This is a genomic window from Vibrio sp. BS-M-Sm-2 (assembly GCF_041504345.1).
GTDB classification, from domain to species: Bacteria; Pseudomonadota; Gammaproteobacteria; order Enterobacterales; family Vibrionaceae; genus Vibrio; species Vibrio satsumensis.
The window spans coordinates 1,788,141-1,811,987 of the sequence record NZ_CP167895.1 but is presented as its reverse complement, the minus strand read 5'-3'; the positions used below and the strand labels follow the sequence as shown (position 1 = coordinate 1,811,987).

The window sequence follows — 23,847 nt, the reverse complement described above, 5'->3', positions numbered from 1 at the left end:
GCTTTCAGTCTTTTTATGTAAACTCGCCAGAGCAAACGAAAGGACAGACAAACTTCAAGCCAACATTCACATATTTCGCAACGATGCTTCCAAAGCTTTTCGCTCCTTTGGTCTGGGGTCTGGACCTGGACAAAAAAATTATTACCTATTAGCAATATTTTACTTAATAGCTCATGCGATCGAAGTGGATGGGTTTGATCTTCAATATATCAACGAGGGCGCGCAAAGGATTTTTAATGGTTCCGACCTTAAATTGAGCGATCCAATCCTATTAAAAACTGCTTTTGGGTTTAAATTTCAACGATTACATAGTGCTAAGTTTAAGCAGCTACAGCATAAAACCTTTGTCAGAACTGTAAAAAACGAAGCTAGAGGGTACAAGCTTCATGTCGACTTACGGTTAATGAAGAAGTACATAATAAAAGCATTGATGATAACAAAACAATAGCTATTTACGGGTTGTTTTTGAATGGAGCGCAATTTCGCATATTGTTAGCAACTAACATGATTGCCGGCAAAAGTTATGTTGACACGCAATTTACCACCAAGCTGTGCACAGTTCGTAATGCAATAAAACGCGAAGTTCTCCACATTGATATAACTAACAAAATAAAGAGGTAAGAAGGGCATGAATGATGGTAAAGTGTTCTCTGATATGAAAGATAAAATCTCATCCGCAGAAGAAGGGTTGGCCGTTGCAACTGTCCATGCTCAAATGCTAAAGAACATGGAATCAATTTTAAGTTTAGGGATTGGCTCGCTCGAACTGTGCAGAATGCTTGATGTATCTCCCATGTATGCTAGCGAATTTCTTAAAATGAAAAAGCTTTACAAGTTCTTGATTGATGCAGGACTAGATCCAAAGAAATTATGAAACTAATAACGACAATTTTTTTGGGATTGATAACAAATTCTGCGATTGCTTCTGGTGTCGGTGTGGACGTACCAGGCACATTTGCAGGATTTGCCACCATTACTAGCGCTAAAACATTTGATGGAGCTATGGGGGGCGTAATTGGCCCCAAAAAAAGAATCCCAACAAATACACTAAACGCATTGATGCTGGAAGCATAGCAAGTAACGTATTTACAGATCCCAATGGTCAATTCAGATTAAAATCTGTCAGGGTGATGGGAAGAAGGAAAGGAAATTCTATTTACGTTGAAAGCGAATCTCTTGAGGGGTACAAGCCGTACACACCTTACGTGTTTGATATTTACTACAAGGATAAAATCGCAATTTTTCAAAAGGCCATCGGCCAACACGGATTCCCTGAAAAGATGGTGATTGATGGAAGCCATTCCAATGCATATCAACGTTGAGCTTTGGCATAGCGGACGCATGCTGAGTCTTATTGAGATCCTTTCAATTAAGTATCTGAACAATATTGTTGAGCAAAGCCACCGCAGAGTGAAAGGTAAAATGAACCAGGCACTAGGCTGGAAATCTGACGAAGGAGCAAAGGCCACATTAGCTAGTGTAGAACTGTGGATGATGATTAAAAATGGACAGCTTGACAACCCTGAATGCTTATCTGTTTGGGGGCTGTTTTACGCGCTAGCAGCCTAATTGTATCTGAAAATCAGTACGCTTGTACTTCTACAGAACTTTGTGACAGAGCCGATTATCGCAATTTAGGCGACAAAAAAGTGTATCAGCATTTGTACAAGTGTATTCCAACTAACATCGCTCAAAAGCATGCAGAAATGGCTGTGTTAGTTCTTTCAGAGGATGCATACTCAAATCTACAGCCTTGGACGGCTTGGGAGTAGGAAAAAGATACTCACTAAAAGTGGTACCAAGAATTGAAATTGGTTACCCAGACTTTGTGTCGATGAGTTGTATCAATGAAGTGCTCATGGTGAGTTTCATCAGCTAAGCATTTAGGGTTTCAAGATACTTTTGCTAATCTTGTATAAACGATTTAGAGGTATAGGTATAAATCGTTCATGTCCAAAGGTGCGCTAGAAACGTATGCTGTGCCATTTTGTGTATACATATTTCAGGCGTAAAACATTCTAAATGTATTCATTCCCCCCAAAATCGGCCACAAGCCCAGCCTTGATTAAGCCTTAAAATTCTATTTCGCTAAACTAACATTATTTAGTTTAACAACTTTATGTAACTCAAAATTACCCCCCCCAAGGTTATTAGAGTATTAACTCTCCTTTTTTTTACCCTCTTTAGTTGGCCAAGTTCAGTTAATCATTGCTTCATGTTTACTTGGTGGATACTTATTACTGTCTCTGTGCAGACATTTCGTGTCCTCCCCTCTCCTGAGTTATACGCTTTGGTCTAAATAGGCAAGTATTCGCAATATTATTCAATCTATGTCAGTGGTGATTACAAGCTGTCTAAAAATCATAATTCCTTATTAATGAATGACTGTTTTTATAAGTTACGGGCATTTGTGTTCAATAGTCCACAATATCAGTCACAAATCGGTCAATAACGGGCTTGATGGCGATTTCGTCACAGTTTTGCCATTTTTTCATTGGTAAATTAATAATCAAGCAATCGGGAGACCATTATGAGAAGCCTACAAATTGTTGAACTAATAAATGATCAAAGAAGTGCAACCGTCGAAGAAATAGCAGAAGCTTTTAATGTTTCTGTGGAAACCATTCGTCGAGATTTAAAAAAGCTTGATGAATCGGGCGCACTTAAAAGAGTTCATGGTGGGGCTATTAGTGTTCAAGAAATTGATGAAGGTCTTTCTTTTCATGCGCGTTCTAAGGACTATATAGAAGAAAAGGAATTACTGGTAAGCAAAGCGTTAGATTATATTAAAGAAGAAATGGTAATAGGTTTAGACGCAAGTTCATCGAGTTGGTGTCTCGCTCGAGAGATTCCAAATATCAGTTGCACTATTATTACCAATTCTCTTCAGAATGTTATTGCCCTTGAAGGTAAAAGTAATATTAATGTAATTTGTACTGGTGGCAGTTATTCCGAGAAGTACAGTAGTTTCTATGGTCCACTAGCAGTGGAGACACTGACTAATATGTCTTTGGACGTCTGCTTCTTTTCCTGCGTTGGGTTTGATTATGACTCAGGAGTTTGGGATTCAAATGAATATAACTATCAAATAAAAAGAAGTTTTATCGATATATCTGATCAAGTTATTCTAATTGCCGATAAATCTAAATACAAAAAAAGAAGTCTTCTTAAAATATGTGATAACGAATCGGTAGATGTAGTAATAACTGATTTGTAATAACGTGAAACAAAATAAACTTTAAAATAAAAATAAATAATTTAATTAATAATAAGGATATCTTATGAGTGATACTCTCAATATAAGTTCGTCTGAAACACAGAGGAATAATAAAGTAGAGGTAATACCAAAGGAAATTAAATTTGCTTTTTGGCTACTATGTTGTTGTTTTGCCATGTGGGGTTTGGCAAATAACATGACTGATGTACTTATTGCACAGTTTCGAAAAGTATTTACTTTAACCGATATGCAATCCGGTTTGGTACAAACGGCTTTCTATGGCGCTTATTTTTGTTTGGCTCTTCCCGCTGCGCTTTTCATACAGCGATACAGTTATAAAGCCGGAGTACTTTTGGGCCTTGGATTGTTTGCAACCGGCGCACTGCTATTTTATCCCGCCGCGCAAGCAATGGAATATTTACCTTTCTTGCTGGCATTATTTGTTCTAGCTGGCGGTCTCTCCATTCTAGAAACAAGTGCCAACCCATACATATTAGCGATGGGTCCTGAAGAAACCGCAACTCGACGTCTAAATATTGCTCAAGCTTGTAACCCTATTGGTTCGATCACTGGGGTGTTAATTGGCAAATTTTACATCTTATCGCAACTAAACCCTGCAACGGATAGTGAACGTGCGGCCATGGCTGCTGATGAACTAGCGAAAATTCAATCTGACGAACTGTACGCAGTAATGATGCCCTATATGGGCGTAGCAGTTGTTATTGCTTTAATTTGGCTATTGATTCTTAAAACTAAGATGCCGGCCGCAAAGGACACAAGTACTACCGGTGAGTCTACATTTGGTCAGGCGTACCGCCGTATTGTCAAGCGAAGCCACTTCACCAAAGGCGTGTTAGCTCAGTTTTTTTATGTCGGTGCGCAAATTGGTTGTTGGTCATGGACTATTCGTTACGTGATGCAAGAAGTCGGCGGTACAGAAGCAGAAGCATCAACATACCTACTGACATCTATTGTGATTTTCTCTGTCATGCGCTGGGTTTGTGTCGCGCTAATGAAACACATTGAACCACAAAAACTACTTGCTGCTTTGGCTGCGATCGCTGGGATTTTAGTTGCTGTAATCATGGTAGTGGGTGGGTTAGCAGGAGCTTATGCACTAGTCGGTGTGTCTGCATGTATGTCTCTGATGTTCCCAACTATTTTTGGGCTATCACTGAGAGATTTAGGGTCTGATTCAAAGTTTGGTGGAAGCTTCCTAATCATGGCAATCCTGGGTGGTGCACTGCTAACCGCCATCATGGGGCAAATCTCAGATGCAGCAGGCATTGGCGCCGCATTTGTTATCCCATTCATTGGCTTCGTTTACCTAGTGTACTACGGCGCAAAAGGTTACCAAGTTAAATAAAGAATTATCCACAGGGGCAGCATTAACCTGCCCCCTGAATTAAAGAAATAATAAGGAACATCAATGATGTCACAGTTAGTTAAAATCGGTATTCGTCCTACCATCGACGGTCGTCAAATGGGTGTACGCGAATCTCTTGAAGATCAAACTATGGGAATGGCTCAGCGCGCAGCTCATTTTATTCAAGAGAATATTCGCCATGCTAGCGGAGAGAAAATGGAGTGTGTCCTTGCCGACTCTTGTATTGGTGGTGTAGCAGAATCTGCTGCGACGGCTGACAAATTTAAACGTGAAAATGTGGGCCTTGTACTGACAGTAACACCGTGTTGGTGTTATGGCACAGAAACCATTGATATGGACCCGCATACACCAAAAGCCATCTGGGGCTTTAATGGTACTGAGCGTCCAGGTGCAGTATACCTAGCCGCTGCGATGGCAGGCCACTCACAAGTGGGTTTACCGGCATTCTCAATTTACGGCAAAGAAGTGCAAGACGCAGGAGACGAGTCAATCCCAAGTGACGTACAGGACAAGATTCTTCGCTTCTGCCGTGCAGGTTTAGCCGTCGCGTCAATGCGCGGTAAATCTTATCTCTCGATGGGCTCTGTATCTATGGGCATCGCGGGCTCTGTGGTTAACCCTGAGTTCTTCCAGAAGTATCTGGGCATGCGTAATGAATATGTCGATATGACAGAAATCAAACGCCGTTTGGACCGAGAAGTCTATGACAAGAAAGAGTTTGAACTGGCGCGTGCTTGGGTACGAGACTGGTGTAAAGAAGGTAAAGATTATAACGGCACCCCTTTCACCGAAGAGCGTAAAGCAGAGGATTGGGATACCGTCATTAAGATGACCATGATCATGCGCGATTTGATGCAAGGCAACCCAAAACTTGCAGATCTAGGCTTTGGTGAAGAATCGCTAGGACACAATGCTATTCTGGCTGGCTTCCAAGGTCAGCGTCATTGGACCGATCATTTGCCCAATGGCGATTTTTCAGAGGCCATCTTGAACTCCTCATTTGATTGGAACGGCATTCGTGAACCAATCTGTGTGGCAACAGAAAACGACGCGTTGAACGGCGTAAATATGATGTTTGGTAAGCTACTGACGGGTGAGGCTCAGGTTTTCCATGATGTTCGTACCTACTGGTCTGAAGATGCGGTAGAGCGTGTGACAGGGACCCGCCCAGATTCCGGTTTCTTACACCTGGTTAACTCTGGCTCAGCAGCGCTCGATGGGGCAGGTAAAGCGAAAACAGTTGATGGTAAGCCAGCGATGAAACCGCACTGGGAACTGACACAAGCTGACGTTGAAGCGTCTCTAAATGCAACGAAATGGTGCCCAGCCATTGAAGAGTACTTCCGTGGGGGCGGCTTCTCGTCTCAGTTCCTAACTGAAGGTGGCATGCCATTTACCATGCATCGAATCAACATTATCGCGGGTATTGGTCCAGTGCTGCAAATTGCTGAGGGGCACTCTATCGAACTGCCAGAAGATGTTCATAACACCCTAAATGAGCGCACTAACGCGACTTGGCCAACGACCTGGTTCGTCCCTCGCTTGACTGACGAAGGCGCATTTAAATCGGTTTATGAAGTTATGGCAAACTGGGGCGCTAACCACTGTGTTATCACTTCAGGCCACGTTGGCGGCGATTTAATCTCTCTCGCTGCAATGCTGCGTATTCCGGTATCGATGCATAATGTGGATAGCCAAGACATCTTTCGTCCGCATACTTGGTCTGCATTTGGTCAGGATATTGAGGGACAGGACTATCGCGCTTGTCAGAACTTCGGCCCTATCTATAAGTAATTCAATAGGTAACTAATTTTGCCTGCCCCAACTTGGGGTAGGCCTTAAAGGGGTGAGTTATGTCGATTGCTATTATTCTTGATTGCGGAGCCACCAACGTCCGCTCTATTGCGATTAACCAGCAAGGTGAAATTGTTGCGTCGCACTATATTGCTAATGAAACGCTACAGAATGGCACTAAACATGTTTGGGATTTTCAACAGATTTGGAAAAAGCTTGTTGAGTGTTCAAAGCAGGTAACGGCTCAAATTAATTCGACTGATATTGTTGCCGTTTCTGTCACTACCTTTGGAGTGGACGGGGCGCCCTTCGATAAAGATGGAAAGCAGATCTATCCCATTATTTCTTGGAAATGTGCTCGTACCGCGCCTGTGATGAGCCAGATCTCGCAAGATATTGACCGCGATGAACTGTATTTGACCAACGGCATCGGGGACTATTCGTTCAATACCTTATTCAAGCTTAAGTGGTTGAAAGACAACGAACCAAAAGTCTATAGCAATATGGATAAGTGGGTGTTTATTTCGTCGATGTTGACACAAAAGCTGACGGGCGAATTAACAACCGATCGAACCATGGCTGGCACGTCGATGATGACGGACCTAGACAGCGGTGACTGGAATGAAGGGGTATTACAGTACCTAGAGCTGACGAAGGCGCACTTTCCTCCCATGGTTGAAGCGGGCGAAATAGTGGGTTGTTTAAAAGACGATGTCGCCTTCCTGCTTGGCATTCCAAACAGAGTTCCAGTGATTTCAGCAGGTCACGACACTCAGTTTGCTTTGTTCGGCTCTGGTGCCAAAGAGAATCAGTCTTTCTTAAGCTCAGGGACTTGGGAGATCTTGATGGCTCGTTCGCCACGTCCTCAGTTAAAACCTGACTATCTCAAAGAGGGCATGACAACAGAGCTTGATGCTAAAAATGGTTTGTTTAACCCAGCAATCCAATGGCTCTCTAGTGCAGTAATGGAATGGGTCGCCAACACCTACTTTACGGATATTGCCGAGAGCAGCAGTAAATACGCGGTGATGGTTTCGGAAGGGGAAGCGGCCCCTATCGGTGCAAATGGCGTTAGGTTCGATCCATCCTTTTTACTTGGTGGTGACGGTAAAGGAAATGGTGCGATTACTGGCCTGTCCATTAATGCCACAAGGGGCGAGATATACCGCGCCGCTCTAGAAGGACTGGCCTTCAAACTCAAGAGCAGTTTGCACTATCTTTCCACGACTTGTCGCTTAAATACCGAGTGTTTAATGGTGGTGGGTGGTGGGTCTAAAAATAGACTGTGGAACCAAATAAGAGCTGACGTTGTTGGCATCCCTATCCATGTGGTTGAACAGCCTGAAGCCACAGTGACGGGGGCAGCGATGTATGCCTTTGCAGGGGCTGGGGTATTTATTGATGCCAATCATGCCCAAGAAAATATGAAGCCTGCTTACCAAGTCATCACCCCGTCTGAGAGCCGTGAACAATACGCCCAGTTATTGGAGGAAATACACAATGCTTAAAGGAATCCATCCGGCAATAAGCCCAGAACTGCTTGCCGTATTAAGTCGAATGGGGCATGGCGATGAAATTCTGTTTGCCGACGCCCATTTTCCTGCGGAGACGTTTGGATCGCATGTGGTGCTAAGAGCCGATGGCGTGAATATCGATACGCTGTTAGAGGGCACAATACCGCTATTTGAGCTCGACGCGTACTGCCAAAGCCCGCTGATCATGATGCAAGCAGTAGAGGGTGACCAGCTCGACCCAACAGTTGAATCGAAATACATGGCGGCAATCACAAAGACCACGAAAGACAAGCCTGCATTAGAACACATGGATCGTTTTGATTTTTACGACCGCGCCGAAAAATGCTTTGCAGTTGTACTGACGGGCGAAATCGCTAAATACGGAAACATCATTTTAAAGAAAGGCGTAACGCCAGCTTAAGGAAGTAATACGATGACAATAACGAGAAATGAACTAGCACAAGACATTATCGATACATGCTTAGAGATGACTAAGCTGGGATTGAACCAAGGCACCGCAGGTAATGTCTCGGTGCGCTATGAAGATGGTTTATTGATCACTCCAACGGGTATTGAATATGAGAATCTGACACCGGAAAAGATCGTTTTTGTCAGCGAATCCGGAGAATTTGAGGAAGGCAAAATTCCATCAAGCGAATGGGCTTTCCACCTAACCTGCTACCAAGCGAGAGAGGATTGCCATGCCGTTGTTCACAACCACGCCATTAACGCGACAGCAGTGTCTATACTCAATCGTCCAATCCAGGCGATCCACTATATGGTTGCAGCATCGGGCGCGGCAGAAATACCTTGTGTACCTTATGCTACCTTTGGCTCTCCTAAGTTGGCTGATTATGTAGATGCTGGCATTCGTCAAAGTAAATCTATTCTTCTTCAACATCATGGCATGATCACCGTTGGTGAAAATCTGAAGAAAGCATTGTGGTTAGCACATGAAACCGAGGTATTGGCTGAGCTTTATCTCAAATGTGCAGCGATTCAGCCAGACGTTCCAGTGCTTTTAAACCAAGAGATGGATCATGTACTCGATAAGTTCAAGACGTATGGATTGCGAGTTGAGAAGTAATTGATATCGGCCCGATCCGTCGGGCTCTTTCCGTAAAGGAATGACTATGGTGTTTGCATTAAATTTACCAAAACTATCATTATCCGGCGTAGGTGCGGTGGCAGAATCTGTTGCAGTGTTGGACTGTCGACCCGTAAAAAAAGCAATGATAGTGACAGATAAAAACCTGATTGAATTGGGGATATTAGATTCTCTTTATCGTGCACTCGATGATAAAGGGTTCGACTATGTCACCTTTGATAAGGTCAGCCCTAACCCGACCGTTAGTTTGGTTAATCAAGGTGCTGAGTTTTACCAACAGAGCGGGTGCGATTGTTTGATTGCGGTTGGTGGCGGTAGCCCTATTGATTGTGCGAAAGCGATTCGTATTGTCACATCAAATGACGGCGAAATCACCGATTATAATGGGGTCGGCCTGGTTAAGAATAGCGGTGCGTTCTTTATTGCCATTAATACAACGGCGGGAACAGCGGCGGAGATGACGTCCAATTCGGTGATTACCGATGAGAAGAATCTCGTTAAGATGGTGATCGTCGACACCAAACAGATTCCAGATGTTGCGGTTAACGACCCATCATTGATGGTTGGTTTGCCTGCCTCTGTTACCGCTGCAACGGGTATGGATGCGCTGACCCATGCCATTGAGTCGGTTGTGACTCCTGGCGCCCATCGTTTAACACTTCCGACCGCACTTGAGGCGGTTAAGCTAATTGCCAAATGGCTGCCTATGGCAGTAAAGGATGGAGCGAACATAGAAGCTCGGTCGGCACTTGCTGATGCGCAATTTTTAGCGGGGATGTCGTTCAACTCAGCCGGATTAGGCGCGGTTCATGCGTTGTCACATCAACCTTCGGCAACACACAACCTAGCGCATGGCGTTTGTAATGCTATCTTGCTGCCTGTGGTGAGCGCATTCAATGCTCAAACGGTTCCAAGTGCGTTTAGGGAAGTAGCTGAAGCGATGGGTGGGGATACGTCTCAGTTAGACGACACTAATGCAGCCCTATTAGCGGTGGACCTGATTTGCACGTTGTCTCGTGAAGTGGGTATCCCTTCAGGGCTGGCTCACCTTGGGGTTAAGCATGCAGATATTGATGGTTGGGTTCAAAAAGCCATGGATGATGTTTGTATGGGAGGCAACCCAAGAACGTTGACCAGTGAAGACGTTTATCACCTTTACGAGTTGGCGTTATAGCAACAGTGTAGTGGTAGAGTGAATTTGGCCACTTGATTGGAGGTTTGCAATACTTGAAGTGATTCATAAATCACTAATTTAGGAAAATCGCTGACAAACTTTGGTCCAGAGTCTTCATAGACCTCATGGCACTTTTCTAAAAAGTGCCAGCTAGCTCAGATCTGTCGGGTGGACGACACTTGTTACCAAGTGCCGCCTCCCTAAGAACCCAGCGTGCAACTTTTACTGCACTAGGCTCAAGCCTCCACAAAGGCATCAAATGATACCCAGCAACTTATAAAGCAGTCGGACCCGGTTCGTTCCAAGAGTTACGAGCTAGTCTTTTAGACTTTCTCTTTACCAAGTATTCTTGGTATTGAGGGTCAAATGGTGTCGCTGCACTTCAGATTTTTACATGCCTTTCTATTGGCACTTTGGTTATTTGGAAGAGATTGAACTGGCAATCCATATCCATGATCTTCTGCCAACCGTGAAACTGCCAATGGCCTTTTTGGTTGATTTATGGCTACCATTACTTTTGTAAAACATTCAGATCTAAACTTACACCACATGCTTAATAAATACATGTTTTCAAGTCTGTTTTTATTGACGCGGCAAATGCATGTGCCAGTATATTTAACAGGTATTGACAAAAGGTTACGTTTGCATGTTTGTAAAAAAATTTCATGCCCCTCTTTCTCCTGGTAAGCAATGCGTAATCTTAGTAGATGAAAATGATATCCCGTTAGATTACCTCGCGCTGTTCATTAGTCAGAAAATCAGGCGCCCTCAGTATTCAATAAATACCCAAGAACGGATGGTGAGAGACTTACAATTTTTCCTCGTGTGGTGGCAATTTACATAGATGTTGATTATAGTCGGACGACAGGCCCCTTGGTCTTGTATATTTAAGCGGCCAAGATTTCCAAGAGGGCGCTAATCAAGCATTGATTAGCGATGATTTTTTAATTGAAGACTAATAAAATAACTATCGTTAAATCTTAGTTGTGATAAGTAACAAACGACTATGGCGTCAATGATTAGTTTTTGGCTGTATTTTCATCCCACATGGCACCATCTCTCAGCATCGAGTTTAGGGTCACAACCATCTTTCGAACACACACGATTATTGCGACTTTCTTCGGCTTTCCGGCAGCTAAAAGTCGAGCATAAGTCGCTTTAAATACGGGGTTACATTGCATGGCTGACATCATTGCCATATATAGCACTGTGCGTACTTGCGCTAGACCGCCTTGGATTAAGCGCTTACCTTTGTAGCGACCATTTTCACGTGTGATTGGAGCGATTCCTATCAGTGATGCCCAAGTTCAGGTACGTTGCTAATTATTGATGCTGCGGCTCCTGGGAAGCTTTGCAATATTGTGTTTTTAGCCTGGTATTCAGGACTATCTTTAATGAGTTTAACGAGCTTTTTTTCTAACTTGGTGATTTGATTTTTTATCGTGGTTAGCATCGGTTTGATAGTCGGATGGAGAGAGGCGGGTGAGTATCTGGATTCAGTTATTTTCCATGGTTTGCATGGATAACAACTGGTTTCGGCGAATGACTAAGTCACTCATTAGGCGTATGTTTTTTGGCTTTATAACAGTAAGAGCTGGTTTGATTGCTTCTCCATAGTGAGCGATCTACTCTGCATCTAAACGATCATTTTTGGCTCTGTGGCCAATAGCACCAGCGAATCGTTTTATGTGGACAGGGTTTGCTCTAACAATAGGTAGTTGAGCCTCTGCACATGCAAGAACAAAAGGCATTTCTAATCGGCCTGTTGCTTCAATAACTATACGTTCAGGATTATGACCTTTAATTGTTTTGAGTGCTTTCTTGATCCCTTTTTTCATTGTTTTCTACTGAGATAAATAGGTCTAGTGGCCTGATATGGATGTCTAATTGTGTTTTGCCGATATCAACTCCAACGTTGATGCTTTGATTGATTTTGGTATTCATAATAAGCTAACTCATGCTTGCGTAATGCAGGTTCGAGACCCAGTCGACTATTCGAGGTTTATGCTTGGAGTCCTATGTAGCGTTCATGTTTGTTATCGGTCTCTCGATAGAGGAGCCAGCGTTTAAACGAACTGCTACATAGAAAGCTTTAGTTGTAGTTAAAGCCTAGGTCTCACATTACCCGATTGGAGTGCTTATTATCCATACAAACGATTTAAGTTTTCATGCACTAACCATTATTGGGGCTTACACAAGTTACATACTGCCACTCAACTTCACTGTTACTTGCTCCCCCGCCGGTCTCCGCGGGAGCATAGCCACCTTGGATCTGACCATAATTGCGTGCTTGATATTGATTCACTTGCCTTAAGTAAGGCCCATTAAAATTTAAAAGATATCCTTGTCCTACCCAACGAGTCGCCAAACCTGTAGCCTTAGACATCCAATTTGTTAACTCCTGAGCTAAGTTGCCGTTCCAATGGGTTTCGCTAGTGTAATCGGTGTGCAAAATGTCATCATCTAACATAGCAGTCCAATTTGTTCTCCCGCCAATTATATTAAAATTAAAAATTTCACATAATTGACCATAAAATTTCTTGTTAATGGCGTTGGATTGAAAGCTTTCAGGTGTTTCGTCAAAAATATAACCGTTTGAGTACATATAATTTGGTGAAGTTCCTGACTCTCTGATAAACAAAGGCTTTTCTGTGCTCATATCAAACCCGATTCTATCTAAAATTCGGTTGCTCATTGCAGCGGAAAAAGCAATATCGTCGTCCCTATTGTAGATTACAGGAACGCAACCCAACACTTGAGTTTCTACGACCGAAACATCACTTGGACACTCAACTACACCGACATATATTCGAACCGTATCAGGAGTCCCCTTTACCGATGGATCAGTAACATCGATAATCGCGGATCTGACATTATTTGCAGGATTATTAATCATTACGGTATTTTCTTTTGTTTCGGTTGTAACACTATCATTCAAACCCGCAGGAACCGTACTAATAACCGTTGCTTCTAATTCAAAACGATCTGCAGGGAGTTGAGCCAAATCGTTCTCTCCAAATTTTCTCAAGGCTGTGATCATTACATTGTTGCCCCAACCCGCGCTAAGATATCTAGATTCAAAATAATAGCTTGAAGGGTCAGTATCATCATATATGCATGAAACAAAACCAGCGTTATACTCGCCAAGAGCAGAACTGCTACCGTCATTCAAAGAAAAATAACCGTCTACACCAACATAAGGCACCCCGGTTGGCCACTTATATTTACTTTCCCATGCAGAATCACTCCCTAGCGGGTTTTCATATAGCCGCTTCAGTTCATCTACAGACGGCAACAATAAACCTCTTATAGTACAATAGTTTTCAGCCAAACTAGGGGAGAATGTAGGATAAAATCCTTCAAAGCCAAAAGAGCCTGTTTCTAAGAAGGTTTCCGTATAGATACCACTTACTGATTCTATATCTTTAGCGTCAAATGTTGGTGTAAATGTCTTCTCTTGTACAGCGTCATAAATTGAATCATATTTACGCGCATTAAAGAACACCGTACCAATAGCGTACCCACCTCTGCGATCACTAACAACATAAGCAATATGGTGGGTACCTGTTTTGGTTGGTGTGAAGACAAAAGATGTACTCATTGGATCGATCCTAGCCCAACCAGTCCCGTGCGTATAAACATCAACAAGTTGTAATTTATCCCCATCGATATCGTAAACGAAATCTTCTACATCAATGGTTAACGAAGTTGTCTCAACGAGGCTGATAGAATCAAGCTGCCTATTTAACTCAGCTGTTGGATTACCATTCGCATCTAAACTTATCGCAACATAAACAACACCAGAATACAAAGTCCCGGTGATATCATTAACCGCAGTGTAATATATTTGTACTTGGCCATAAGTAGTTATTGGTGCCGTGTATCGAATGATATTACCTTCGGCGGAGACCTCGCCTAAATTATCACCTTCAAATTCTGAATACGTTGTTCCTCGCAATTCTAAGCTATCAGGATCTAACAGTGCTCCTTCTGGTAATATTAACGATATGTTAGTTGTTGTTCCTTGAATAAGGGCTCTACCATAGGGTGGAAGCTTCTCAATATCGCCATCGCTAACGGCAACTTCACTCACACCCCAACCTTTGCCGTTGATATTTTCATTGGAGGGCACTACAGTATATTCAAATCGACAAATTTGTGGTGTATTTGTTTCTACAGTGTATGTCAGCCCTACGACGTCCAACACATTGCATTGATTGTAGCGCGACAAAGGTACAATTTTGGCTAATTGTAAATTAACATTACTTTTAGACTTAATTGATTTAGATAAATCAATTATAGAACGCGAAGCTGTACTACTACTATCGAAGGAATTTTGTGTTTCTATAATAATAGATTCAAAATCGTTACGTGGTGGTGAATCCTCACCACATCCGAGAATAAATATCGACAAAAATGCTGCCAATAAGGTCATGCGCACAATTCTCATTTTATTAACCCATTCAAAAAATCTAACTTATTATGGCGAAAAAAATAACCATCAATGTTTCTTCTTTGTAACATGTTGCTGAATTTAATCAATGTAAGCTAGAGGCTTATTCATCACTACACAAAGAATCAAAGCTTTAGTTTTTATAGGCAGATATGATAGGTAACATAAAGAGCTAGACCGTATTAACGCTACTTTTTCTGTTTATGGCGAATGTATAGAAAGGTGAGATTCAATGAGCAGTGACATTGATGAAAATATCTTTAAGTTTGATGAACTCGCAGCAGCGAGTTCATCAAACCAAATTCAAAAAAATTACGAAACAAATGAGAAACACTTGGTTTGATGGGAGGGTGTATCATTATCTTATTGGGTAAGGAGGATCTTTATGTTCGCTGTTTTTGGCTTTTTTGTTTGGTTTTTACTTTCTGTAATTACAGGGAGTTATGCGGTATCAAAAGGTAGAAATGGTGTTGGATATGCGTTATTGGCATTTTTAATTTCACCGATGATTGTATTTGTTGTCATTGCAATAGCTGGTGATACTGAAGAAATTAGACTACAAAATGAAATAAGGATAATCCAGGTTACTCGCCACGTATTACAAAAAACTGAAGAATTAATTAAACATAGTTCTTCTAAATAAGTTCTGATCAACCATCAAGTTCTTTTGGTATAACTCAGATGTCTTTGAGTAGATTTGAAAATGTGTTCATCCATCAACTTTGTGACCACTTAATTATATTTTTACAGAAGGTTTTAGCAAGTGAAAAAGTTATGTATATCTTGGTTATTATTCTCAATATCAACCGCAGTGAGTGCTTATGACACCAATGCCTCCAAAAATAAATGGCAATTAAATTCAGATGGAAATGGGATTGTACTCGCTAGCAATGGGATAATGACCGCTGTGTTAAGGAAAAATTTTTGGAAAGAAGTTATCTTTTCTTATGGTCAGTCTAAACGTTGTGAAGATATGAGGGATTACAGTTCAATTGGAAGTGCTGTTTGGTATATCAATAAACAACCAATAAAAATGAGAATCTATTGTTTTGACAAAGTTAAAAATTATCGAGCGACTTCTAAAGTTGGGAACAGCTATATTTATAGTCAATTCAAAACTGAAAACAAAGTTATGACTTCAATGGGTAGTGTTACTACTAGTGGTTTTAATAAAATAATTCGATTTTACAATGATACAGTTTGAAATGAACACCGTTAATAAAGTTACAATGATACGCCGGGCAAATACTGTTAAAATATATACAACTGTGGAATATAGCGGTGCATCGATTTATATGCTTGAAGCCGGTGAATTAACAATGACATTGTCGGATCGTGATGTCATCTAACTGAAAAAACACTTAGGTGTTATCGTTCGTTCACTATAAAATACAATCAAAAGGTGTACGGAATTATTCAATTTAATAATACAAATCCCGAGTAATTAACCCCTTACTTCCTCCCCCAAATCCAGAGCTAGATTCTTGATTTTCTATAAATATTATTTAAATATCTATTATATTGTTTTTTCATCTCGCTAGTACAGTTTTCTCTTAGGATAATAATAAGAAAAAAACCCGAAAATATATTTATTGCTGACCCTAATTCTATTCACCTTTTAGTTTGGTTAATAATGGAATTATCTGGTTAACCTTTATATTATGTAGTTCTGAATAAAACTTTTCCCTTGGAACCGAATTTTCAATTTCCAAGAGGAGTTCTAATTTCTTAATTTCTTGGCTAATCGTTATTAACTCCATAAGGCCAGCACTACCAGAAAGATTATGTAAAGCGATGGCGAGGTCATTTTTTTGGATATTTTGTATTGATTTTAGTAATTTTTCGAAGTGAGAAATAAAGTCAACTATAAGATCTAATGCAATGTCTTCATCACCAAAACAAATATTCATCACAAACTTATTTAATTCATCCATCATAAAACCCTATTCTTACACATGTTAGACGGCTTAGGACGTTAACAATACAGGAAACTAAAATAAAAAAGAAATGGTGCACGAGTTATGTGACTTAATCATCCAAAACTGACACTGATACAAAGCTGAAACACAAGGCTTTAGGTAAGGGCGTAATATCTTTTGCTCAACGAGTAAAGTGTGTTTACTTGATTGTTATTAAAACGCACTTAGTAGTGCAGTAAGGGAAATGAAAATGAAAAAAATAATTTTATCCACATTAATTGGTTCAATTATGAGTATGTCTGGTGTTGCACTGGCTGCCGAAGGAGACGACATGACGGTGGTAACTGGTGACGCTTCGAAGGCTTCTTTTAACTGGACTGGTAGCGTAGACGGCGTTGTATCTGGTGATGGCTTTACTTTAACTGGTTCAGGCGGCGGCCCACTTATGACTGATCAAGAGCTAAACATTACGCCAGTTGTAGGTGAGAAGGGAACTTATCAATTGGGTAGTAAGCGTGCCATTACTGTTGAAGCTCACGCGCTAGTTGAAGGGGCTATTGCTGGTGAAGCTGCAGACCCTGAGATGGTTGGGGGCCTAATTCCAAACGAGGTCATTTGGTCTTTGGCTGATGTCGGCTTTTCGAATGGTGAAATTGATTTGGATAAATCTACGATGATGTTCTTATTACGTTCAACCGATACTACTGGCGCATCTGTGGGCGAGGAATTTCCAGCTGATGATCTTGTGTCTACAACGGGTGACAACACGGTCGAAGTTTCTTTTCGTGCCGATTCTGTTGCAGGTTTAACTCCAGGTTCTGACGTGAGCGTGTCAGCGACAGTGATAGCAACAGCTGGTGCGATTGCCCCTAAACCATAGGCTGTTTTTAAATAAAAAGGTAAGGTTCTTTTGGGCCTTACCTAACTTTAAATGTTGTGGGTTTATTTATTGCAAGGTGTGGATGTGAAATTTAACAAAATCTATATTGCTACAATGTTATGTCTACTTTCACTAAGCGTTTTTTGTGCCCAATCATCACCGACCGATCTTAATATTAAAAAAACGTTTAATGTGAGTACAATGATCGATTTAATTAATCTATACCCATTCACGTTAGATTTGGTGGTCATCCCAAACGATTTGGAGCTTAGCTATAATGATAAACTGCTAATGTTTGATGACGAAATCGTTGAACTTAGGGCTCAATCAAATATTCCTACTACATCAGATACTGAAATTCCATCATTTAACTTTAATTTAATGCTATTTGAGAATACGTCTGCTTGTAAAGATTTTAGTGGTGCTCTCGAAGGTGCTTCGAATTTTATTAGTATTTTCATAAAAGGTAGCAATATAGATGAATATTCCGAGTTAGACATTGGTAAACCAATTGAAAACATTAGTTTTAATTCTTTTGGCGGAGACGAGTATCAGACTGGGTATTTGAATTTAAAGTTGAATCAAAGCGCTCCATTTGATAGCGATGTATATCTTACAAGATATTGTTCAGGTAACGTTGTGATTGGTGTGGAGTTGTCATTATGAACATGTTCTTTAAATGTCTAGTAATCGCAAATCTCATTGTTGTGGTATTATTGCTTATTATTGGAAAATCCTTTGCAGAAGAAGTTCCTGAAGGATTTGAAGATGTTTTGGAAAAAAACGTAATTGTCAAACTTATTGTTAATGACGATCGGTACATTTTAGTTGCAGGTGAAATTAGTAATAATACTTTTAGAGTATTGGAAGGTAATGAGGATTTAAGCGTTTTTTTAAACAAGCAATATGTAAAGACGGAAATAGCTAATGAAATCATTAATTCATTGGATATTGGTGTCGAAAGTTCGTTGTATTGTCAAGGTCGCCGTGATACCTGTTCAATAGATCTTAAAGCGGTTGATGATATCCAATACATAGTTATGAAAGAAGAACTTAAAGTTCGAATGATTATACCAATTAAATATCTAGCTAAAATTATGCCAGAGGAGCGGTACGTAAATAAAAATTTTGGTCAAAGCGATGCTGTCATCATGAATCATCAATTCAGAGCGACTAGCGATGACCGAGATAATTTAGGCGTGACCTATGATAACAATTTTTATGCAGGTTTCTCAGGTGGTTATTTTTCTGGTGATTTCGTATACGACTCTGATGGTTATGATGAATTTTACAGCGATGAATTTACCTATAATTATGTTGTCGATGAACATAAATATAGATTTGGTTATCACAGTGGATATGCTAATGGCGCTTGGAATAGTACAGAATTCTTAAATACTAGTGAGAGTGCTAAAGTCATTAGTTTTGATATTGGTACGTCATCTGAACTTGAATATAAGAACAAAGATATTGCAGAGCGACTTTATTTTTCTTTACCAAGTTCAGGACGGATGGAAGTCATTCGAGATGATGGTAGGATCTTATTAACTAAAAATGTTTCTTCTGGGCAAAATTATATATCTTATTCAGAGTTACCTTATGGAACATATGAAGTTGCGATTTCAGTTAAATCTGGTAGTGAAGAAATTTTTAATAAATCGTTTTCAATATATAACAACACTGAAAAGTTTTCAATGAAACCTGGTGATATCGATTATTTGTTGTCGTTAGGTACATTCATTGATGATGGAAGCTACAGTTCTCAAGACAAAAATAAGATTAACGGGGGTGAATTTGTCAACGGTAAAATCAGTACTCTACTAAATGAACAATCATTAGTAGGGCTGGAAAGTGTTACTACAACAGAAGATTATCTCATTAAGTTTGGGGGAACTTACGAGAGTAGTGAGTTAAAGGCATCGTTAGTTTATGGAATGTTCGAGAGCAACGCAACGATTTTTCAATCAGAGCTGTCTCTATATGGTGTCAGATTTAATACTGAGCTTTATGATTCAGGTGATGATAGTTCTTTGTCTGAGTATTTTTATGGAGACAATGATTATAGTCGATGGTCTGTGAACTATAATGCGATGTTGTGGAATGGCCGGTTATATACATCTTATTCCGCAAGTAATTCGGATTTTAATCTCGAAGACAAAGGCCATCAAGTAAATTCACAAAATTTGATGGTTGGCTATTCTTTTAACAGTTACTTCAACAGTACGATCGACACGAATATTAACTATATGACATCAAAATCGAGTGGGTTTGATACGGATGATGAAACAACATTAAGTGTTTCAATAAATATACCAATAGGATTACGCTCTTATGTTGGAAGTACTTTAAATATGTCCAATAGTGCGAGGGATGGAAACCTTCGTTCTGTTGCAGGCAACAGCTATGAAATTAATGACGATTTTAATATATCGACTGAAGTTGGTGTAAACTATGAAACTGACGAGACAGATTATGATCTATCAGGCTCTTCACAATACGCGAATGAGAATATTGATAGCAGCTCATATGGATATATAAATAGTAACGGTGAATTTAACCTAAGTGGTGATCTATCATTGTCTACGATTTATTCTAAGAACGAAATATATACGACAAGAAAAAATTCTGAAAGTTATTTGATCATTCATAACGATGGTCGAGGTGCTGCTGAAATAAAAGACAACGGTGTCGATTTTATGAGTATCGCCAAAATAACGAATAATAATAAAACCGATACCAGAATTTTTATTAATAACGACTTAGTGGTTCAACCATTGAATAACTATCGCGAGTATGAAGTTGTCCTAGATGAAGACTCAAGTGATTACCATAACCTGGGGGCATCTAGTGCGACCGGTACAAGTTTACCAGGAACTATAGTGGACCTTGGTTTGAATTTGAGAAAAGTACATTCTTATATTTCTGTATTTTCAGACGTAGAAGGTAGACCTATTGATAGTGTCTCTTGTAAAGGCGATGGATGTTTAAGTGTACATGAACTTGCTGATGGAGTATTTAAGTTTCGAGTTAGTGAAGGTGTTCCATTTGAGTTATTCAGCAATAATGAACGTTGTATAATACCTGACCCAAGTAAATTTGAAGAATATAATCTTGGTTATAATTTTTGCATGCCAAAATTTGAATCTCTAGACGGTTTACAAGTTGTAAAAACAAGCGATGGTAGGTACTTGTATTACATTGGCGAGTTTTTCGACGATAGTGTTATAGAGCAGTATGAAAACAAGATAAACAAAGACCTTATTACATTTGTAAGAAAAAAATTGGTGATAGAGTGTTTTTATTTGCATCAAGTAAAGTTGAGATTGCGAATAATATGAAAAGTAATATCGAAGAGCTTAGTACTTATGCTCTGGAGGAGTTAAATAATGATCCATATGTATCACGTTAAAAATATTCAAGTATTAACATTAATCGGACTATTATTCGCGATTATATTCACACCAGTGTCTTACGCCAGTTTGAAAGTCAATAAGCTGTTCCAAACAGCAAATGATTATGGTAATGGTTCTTTTACGTTGACTAACTCTTCGAAGGTTAAATCATACGTTAAAGCGGATATCGTAAAACTCGAGACAGTAAATGGTGAACTTAAAAAAACACCACTGACTCGCGATAATTTCCCTTTGTGGGATTTAGCTATAAGTCCCGCAAAAACCGTATTGTACCCTGGTGAAATCAAAGACTTCTCAGTTAAGTATTTGTGTCAAAAGGATTGCGATCGTAGCAAAGATTTAGTGTATCAAGTTCGTTTTGTTCCCGTAGAACCGCCTAAAGACGAAAGCGGGCAATCTGTTAATCTTCTCTTTGGTGTCGGGCCCGCTTATGTCATCCCTGCGCGTGATTCTAAGATAGATTATGACCTTGATTATGACAAAGAAAAGAAAACAATCACGCTTTTCAATACTGGCACCAGTTTTTTGAAAATGGAAGTTGATGGGTGCCCAGTAACCGCTACAAACGAGGCCCCATCTCTTAAAAAGATGGCCTGTCGGGGTGTTTTTTATATTTTAAGTGGTCGCAAAAAAGAATTCATGCTGCCAGAAAATATGTTGAAATTTGGTAGTGCTAAAGTGACGGTGGTTAATCATGATCAAAGTTATGAAAAGTCTCATAATATCTCCAGCCTTTAAGGGCTTAGTAATTGCTTTTACGCTATACATTGAAAGTTCATGGGCAATTACACTTCAAGCAAATATTACTGGTGACAAAATTCAATGGTTGAACGCATCGCAATCAGAAATCGGCGGTTATTTAGTACCTTCGGCGTGGCAACCAATGTCAGATTTGATGCCCACACGAGAGTGGGTGCCTGGTGGTTATCTCGATAGTGGTTCAGATTTTATCTTTACTTCAGGGGGCGTTGAAGTAAGTATCCCCGGCGCCAAAGTGTCAGGGATCTCTTATAAATATCCATCCGGTTTTGATGTTAGTGGTGAGAGTTCGGTTTTTCCTGTTTGTTCCGAGAGCGTATACGATAGTTCTTCTCAGGTCGATGTCTTTGGTATTGAATGTGTAGGTGATAAAACATTACTACTTTCGACTGAATCGACACTTACTCCTTTCCTGTTCGCAAGACCTATCATTTCTGGGTTTGACGATAAGAAAGTAGTTGAAGCATTCACTGGATCTCCGGAAGGCACTTATACCGCGACTGTGTATGTCAAGCCTGCATACGCATTCCGGCACCCAGTGTCTGACGTCTGGACCTATCGCTACGCAAATTCTGTTCCGGTGACAATTGTTATTGATTACCAACCTGCTGAACTAGCGAGTGTCACTATTATGGGAAGTGGTGTAATCCCTGCTTTATACAACACAACAGACGAAACAATTACAGGTAAAACATCTTATCTGGTTAAAGCCGAAGGTGTGTTTCCCGGAGGTCTTCGATTGACTTTTGAAGACAGGGACTATTCATTGATAAAAAGTGAATCTGGAAGGAATAAGAAAGCTATTTCAAAAATTCCTTATGAGATCAAATGTAACGAGTGTGAGGATTTCAACATTGTAAACGATGGTAGTTTGGAACCATTACAAGGTAGCTCGGCTGATGGAAATTGGACGTTAGCATACGATACCGCTAGTGATGGTGAAATTTATTTGAATTTGGAACTCGGTTATATGCTGGAAAAATCTGACCTATCTGAAATTTCTTCAGGAACGTATCACGATGTGTTTACAGTAATTTTTGAGGCAAACTTATGACCAAAAAATACGTCTATACAATGATATTTTTTGTTCAATTATGTTCCAACCTATCACATGCCGCCAACGATTTTTCTATTTCAAATCGGGTTTATCGTACAGACAATTGGAGTTATCAACTCGGGTTGTTAAAAGAGTTTGGCTCATATGAACTCGAAAATGGAATAAATTTCCCTGGCGACGCTAGCGATAATATCGATTTTAGTATAGGTGCTAATAGGCTGTTTGATATGACTGAACGAGCAAAGCTGGTGTTTGGTGCGGGTTATGGTTTTGAATCACCTTACGTTAAATATGCCTATAGGTATGAATTTAACGCAAGCATTAACATTGAAGGTGGCTATTCTTACTACTTCCAACAAAATGAAAACAACAGAGAGCAGCTATACTTGGGGTTTAGTTATTCGTTTTGTGGAAACGGTGATGCCCAAATCGTGACTCAACCACCAATTCCCCCAAAATCTAACAATGAAATATCAATTAATGTTGATCCTGTTGTTTTAGAAAAAAAATCATTTATCATAAACTTTTCGTTCAATAACATTAAGACGACTGAATTCCAACCACTACGTCAAAATTTAAATGTTATTAAATCCTCTAAAAAAATCACGGTAACTGGGCATGCAGATTCACTCGGTCGACTAGACGTCAATAAAAAAGTGTCTTATTTTCGTGCAAAATTTGTATCAGATTGGTTAATAGAAAATGGTGTTGATAAAACAAAAATAATTATCAGAAATGAGGGTGAAAGTTCACCTATTGATTCAAATGGTACTGTAATTGGAAGGGCGAAAAATAGGCGAGTTGAAGTGGTTTTTATGGTGCCAAAGACTTAAAACTCACTCAATCACAACATAGTACTTTACCAGAATAGTGTGATTTTAAAGTTGATTAAAGTGAGTTGGATATCACATTTAGTTATAAACCATCAGATAAAAATTATTTGATGGTTTTTTTAGCTATAATGTGTAAATGTTTAGCTTTAAACGCTTGAAAGCTATTGTTGGTTTAGTCAATTTCACTTGAGGTGACATTGTGTATTTTCTAAGTAAAGTCAAAATGTTGGTAGTTTGCTTTTTATTGTGCTTATCCTTCGCTATTATTTTTCTCTTGAATCAACTCAAATTACAGCATATAGAGATAAAAAATGTATCGTTGATCGTTAATGATACAGT

At 39.9% G+C, this 23,847-nt stretch carries 19 protein-coding genes and 3 pseudogenes; 18 read left to right on the top strand and 4 right to left on the bottom strand.

What is annotated here, in order from left to right; translation table 11 throughout:
* The first annotated feature begins 628 nt into the window (after window positions 1-628).
* From AB8613_RS23905 to AB8613_RS23860, 10 genes and pseudogenes are all read left to right on the top strand, one after another.
* Complete coding sequence (locus AB8613_RS23905; protein ID WP_372385201.1) at window positions 629-874, top strand: hypothetical protein; 246 nt, start codon at window positions 629-631, stop codon at window positions 872-874.
* On the top strand, window positions 871-1,074 hold the full coding sequence (locus AB8613_RS23900) for a hypothetical protein (protein ID WP_372385200.1): 204 nt from the start codon (window positions 871-873) through the stop codon (window positions 1,072-1,074). Before AB8613_RS23905 ends, AB8613_RS23900 begins: the two co-directional genes overlap by 4 nt.
* Before the next feature lie 161 nt (window positions 1,075-1,235).
* Window positions 1,236-1,569 (top strand): annotated as a pseudogene (locus AB8613_RS23895) (DDE-type integrase/transposase/recombinase); the annotation flags it as partial.
* A 961-nt stretch (window positions 1,570-2,530) separates the two neighbouring features.
* Window positions 2,531-3,217: a DeoR/GlpR family DNA-binding transcription regulator gene (locus AB8613_RS23890; RefSeq protein WP_372385199.1), complete on the top strand. Its 687-nt coding sequence runs from the start codon at window positions 2,531-2,533 to the stop codon at window positions 3,215-3,217.
* A 196-nt stretch (window positions 3,218-3,413) separates the two neighbouring features.
* Window positions 3,414-4,583, top strand: coding sequence for an L-fucose:H+ symporter permease (gene fucP / locus AB8613_RS23885; protein ID WP_372385198.1), 1,170 nt, complete (start codon window positions 3,414-3,416; stop codon window positions 4,581-4,583).
* A gap of 66 nt (window positions 4,584-4,649) precedes the next feature.
* Window positions 4,650-6,398 (top strand): L-fucose isomerase, encoded by a 1,749-nt coding sequence (locus tag AB8613_RS23880; RefSeq protein WP_372385828.1) that lies wholly within the window; start codon window positions 4,650-4,652, stop codon window positions 6,396-6,398.
* 59 nt (window positions 6,399-6,457) lie between these two features.
* Complete coding sequence (gene fucK, locus AB8613_RS23875; RefSeq protein WP_372385197.1) at window positions 6,458-7,906, top strand: L-fuculokinase; 1,449 nt, start codon at window positions 6,458-6,460, stop codon at window positions 7,904-7,906.
* Window positions 7,899-8,333 (top strand): L-fucose mutarotase, encoded by a 435-nt coding sequence (gene fucU, locus AB8613_RS23870; RefSeq protein WP_372385196.1) that lies wholly within the window; start codon window positions 7,899-7,901, stop codon window positions 8,331-8,333. The genes fucK and fucU overlap by 8 nt, the downstream gene beginning before the upstream one ends.
* Window positions 8,334-8,351: 18 nt before the next feature.
* A complete protein-coding gene (locus tag AB8613_RS23865; RefSeq protein WP_372385826.1) occupies window positions 8,352-8,999 on the top strand; it encodes an L-fuculose-phosphate aldolase in 648 nt (215 codons plus the stop codon).
* Window positions 9,000-9,045: 46 nt separating this feature from the next.
* Window positions 9,046-10,194, top strand: coding sequence for an iron-containing alcohol dehydrogenase (locus tag AB8613_RS23860; protein ID WP_190339067.1), 1,149 nt, complete (start codon window positions 9,046-9,048; stop codon window positions 10,192-10,194).
* Between the two features lie 274 nt (window positions 10,195-10,468).
* On the opposite strand, the pseudogene AB8613_RS23855 reads toward AB8613_RS23860, so the two are convergent.
* The 3 genes and pseudogenes from AB8613_RS23855 to AB8613_RS23845 form a co-directional block, all read right to left on the bottom strand.
* Window positions 10,469-10,693, bottom strand: a pseudogene (locus AB8613_RS23855) (group II intron reverse transcriptase/maturase); the annotation flags it as partial.
* A gap of 520 nt (window positions 10,694-11,213) precedes the next feature.
* Window positions 11,214-12,138, bottom strand: a pseudogene (locus AB8613_RS23850) (IS110 family transposase).
* Between the two features lie 229 nt (window positions 12,139-12,367).
* A complete protein-coding gene (locus AB8613_RS23845) occupies window positions 12,368-14,644 on the bottom strand; it encodes an Ig-like domain-containing protein (protein ID WP_372385195.1) in 2,277 nt (758 codons plus the stop codon).
* A gap of 388 nt (window positions 14,645-15,032) precedes the next feature.
* Here AB8613_RS23845 and AB8613_RS23840 point away from each other — a divergent pair, with 388 nt between their 5' ends.
* Together AB8613_RS23840 and AB8613_RS23835 are read left to right on the top strand one after the other, a co-directional pair.
* Window positions 15,033-15,290, top strand: a complete 258-nt coding sequence (locus tag AB8613_RS23840; protein ID WP_128160417.1) for a hypothetical protein — start codon at window positions 15,033-15,035, stop codon at window positions 15,288-15,290.
* A 120-nt stretch (window positions 15,291-15,410) separates the two neighbouring features.
* The gene (locus tag AB8613_RS23835) at window positions 15,411-15,851 is read left to right on the top strand and encodes a hypothetical protein (protein ID WP_372385194.1); all 441 of its coding nucleotides are present in this window, start codon (window positions 15,411-15,413) and stop codon (window positions 15,849-15,851) included.
* 403 nt (window positions 15,852-16,254) lie between these two features.
* Here the strand turns inward: AB8613_RS23835 and AB8613_RS23830 are convergent, their stop codons facing one another.
* On the bottom strand, window positions 16,255-16,584 hold the full coding sequence (locus tag AB8613_RS23830) for a hypothetical protein (protein WP_372385193.1): 330 nt from the start codon (window positions 16,582-16,584) through the stop codon (window positions 16,255-16,257).
* 232 nt (window positions 16,585-16,816) lie between these two features.
* On the opposite strand from AB8613_RS23830, the gene AB8613_RS23825 reads away from it, so the two are divergent.
* The 6 genes from AB8613_RS23825 (at window position 16,817) to AB8613_RS23800 (ending at window position 23,508) form a co-directional block, all read left to right on the top strand.
* Window positions 16,817-17,446, top strand: coding sequence for a hypothetical protein (locus AB8613_RS23825; RefSeq protein ID WP_372385192.1), 630 nt, complete (start codon window positions 16,817-16,819; stop codon window positions 17,444-17,446).
* 84 nt (window positions 17,447-17,530) lie between these two features.
* Window positions 17,531-18,112, top strand: a complete 582-nt coding sequence (locus AB8613_RS23820) for a hypothetical protein (RefSeq protein WP_372385191.1) — start codon at window positions 17,531-17,533, stop codon at window positions 18,110-18,112.
* Window positions 18,109-20,784: a CS1-pili formation C-terminal domain-containing protein gene (locus AB8613_RS23815; RefSeq protein WP_372385190.1), complete on the top strand. Its 2,676-nt coding sequence runs from the start codon at window positions 18,109-18,111 to the stop codon at window positions 20,782-20,784. The genes AB8613_RS23820 and AB8613_RS23815 overlap by 4 nt, the downstream gene beginning before the upstream one ends.
* Window positions 20,785-20,832: 48 nt before the next feature.
* A complete protein-coding gene (locus AB8613_RS23810; protein ID WP_372385189.1) occupies window positions 20,833-21,597 on the top strand; it encodes a hypothetical protein in 765 nt (254 codons plus the stop codon).
* Window positions 21,554-22,672, top strand: a complete 1,119-nt coding sequence (locus tag AB8613_RS23805; RefSeq protein ID WP_372385188.1) for a hypothetical protein — start codon at window positions 21,554-21,556, stop codon at window positions 22,670-22,672. Before AB8613_RS23810 ends, AB8613_RS23805 begins: the two co-directional genes overlap by 44 nt.
* A complete protein-coding gene (locus AB8613_RS23800; protein WP_372385187.1) occupies window positions 22,669-23,508 on the top strand; it encodes an OmpA family protein in 840 nt (279 codons plus the stop codon). The genes AB8613_RS23805 and AB8613_RS23800 overlap by 4 nt, the downstream gene beginning before the upstream one ends.
* The last annotated feature ends 339 nt before the right edge of the window (window positions 23,509-23,847 follow it).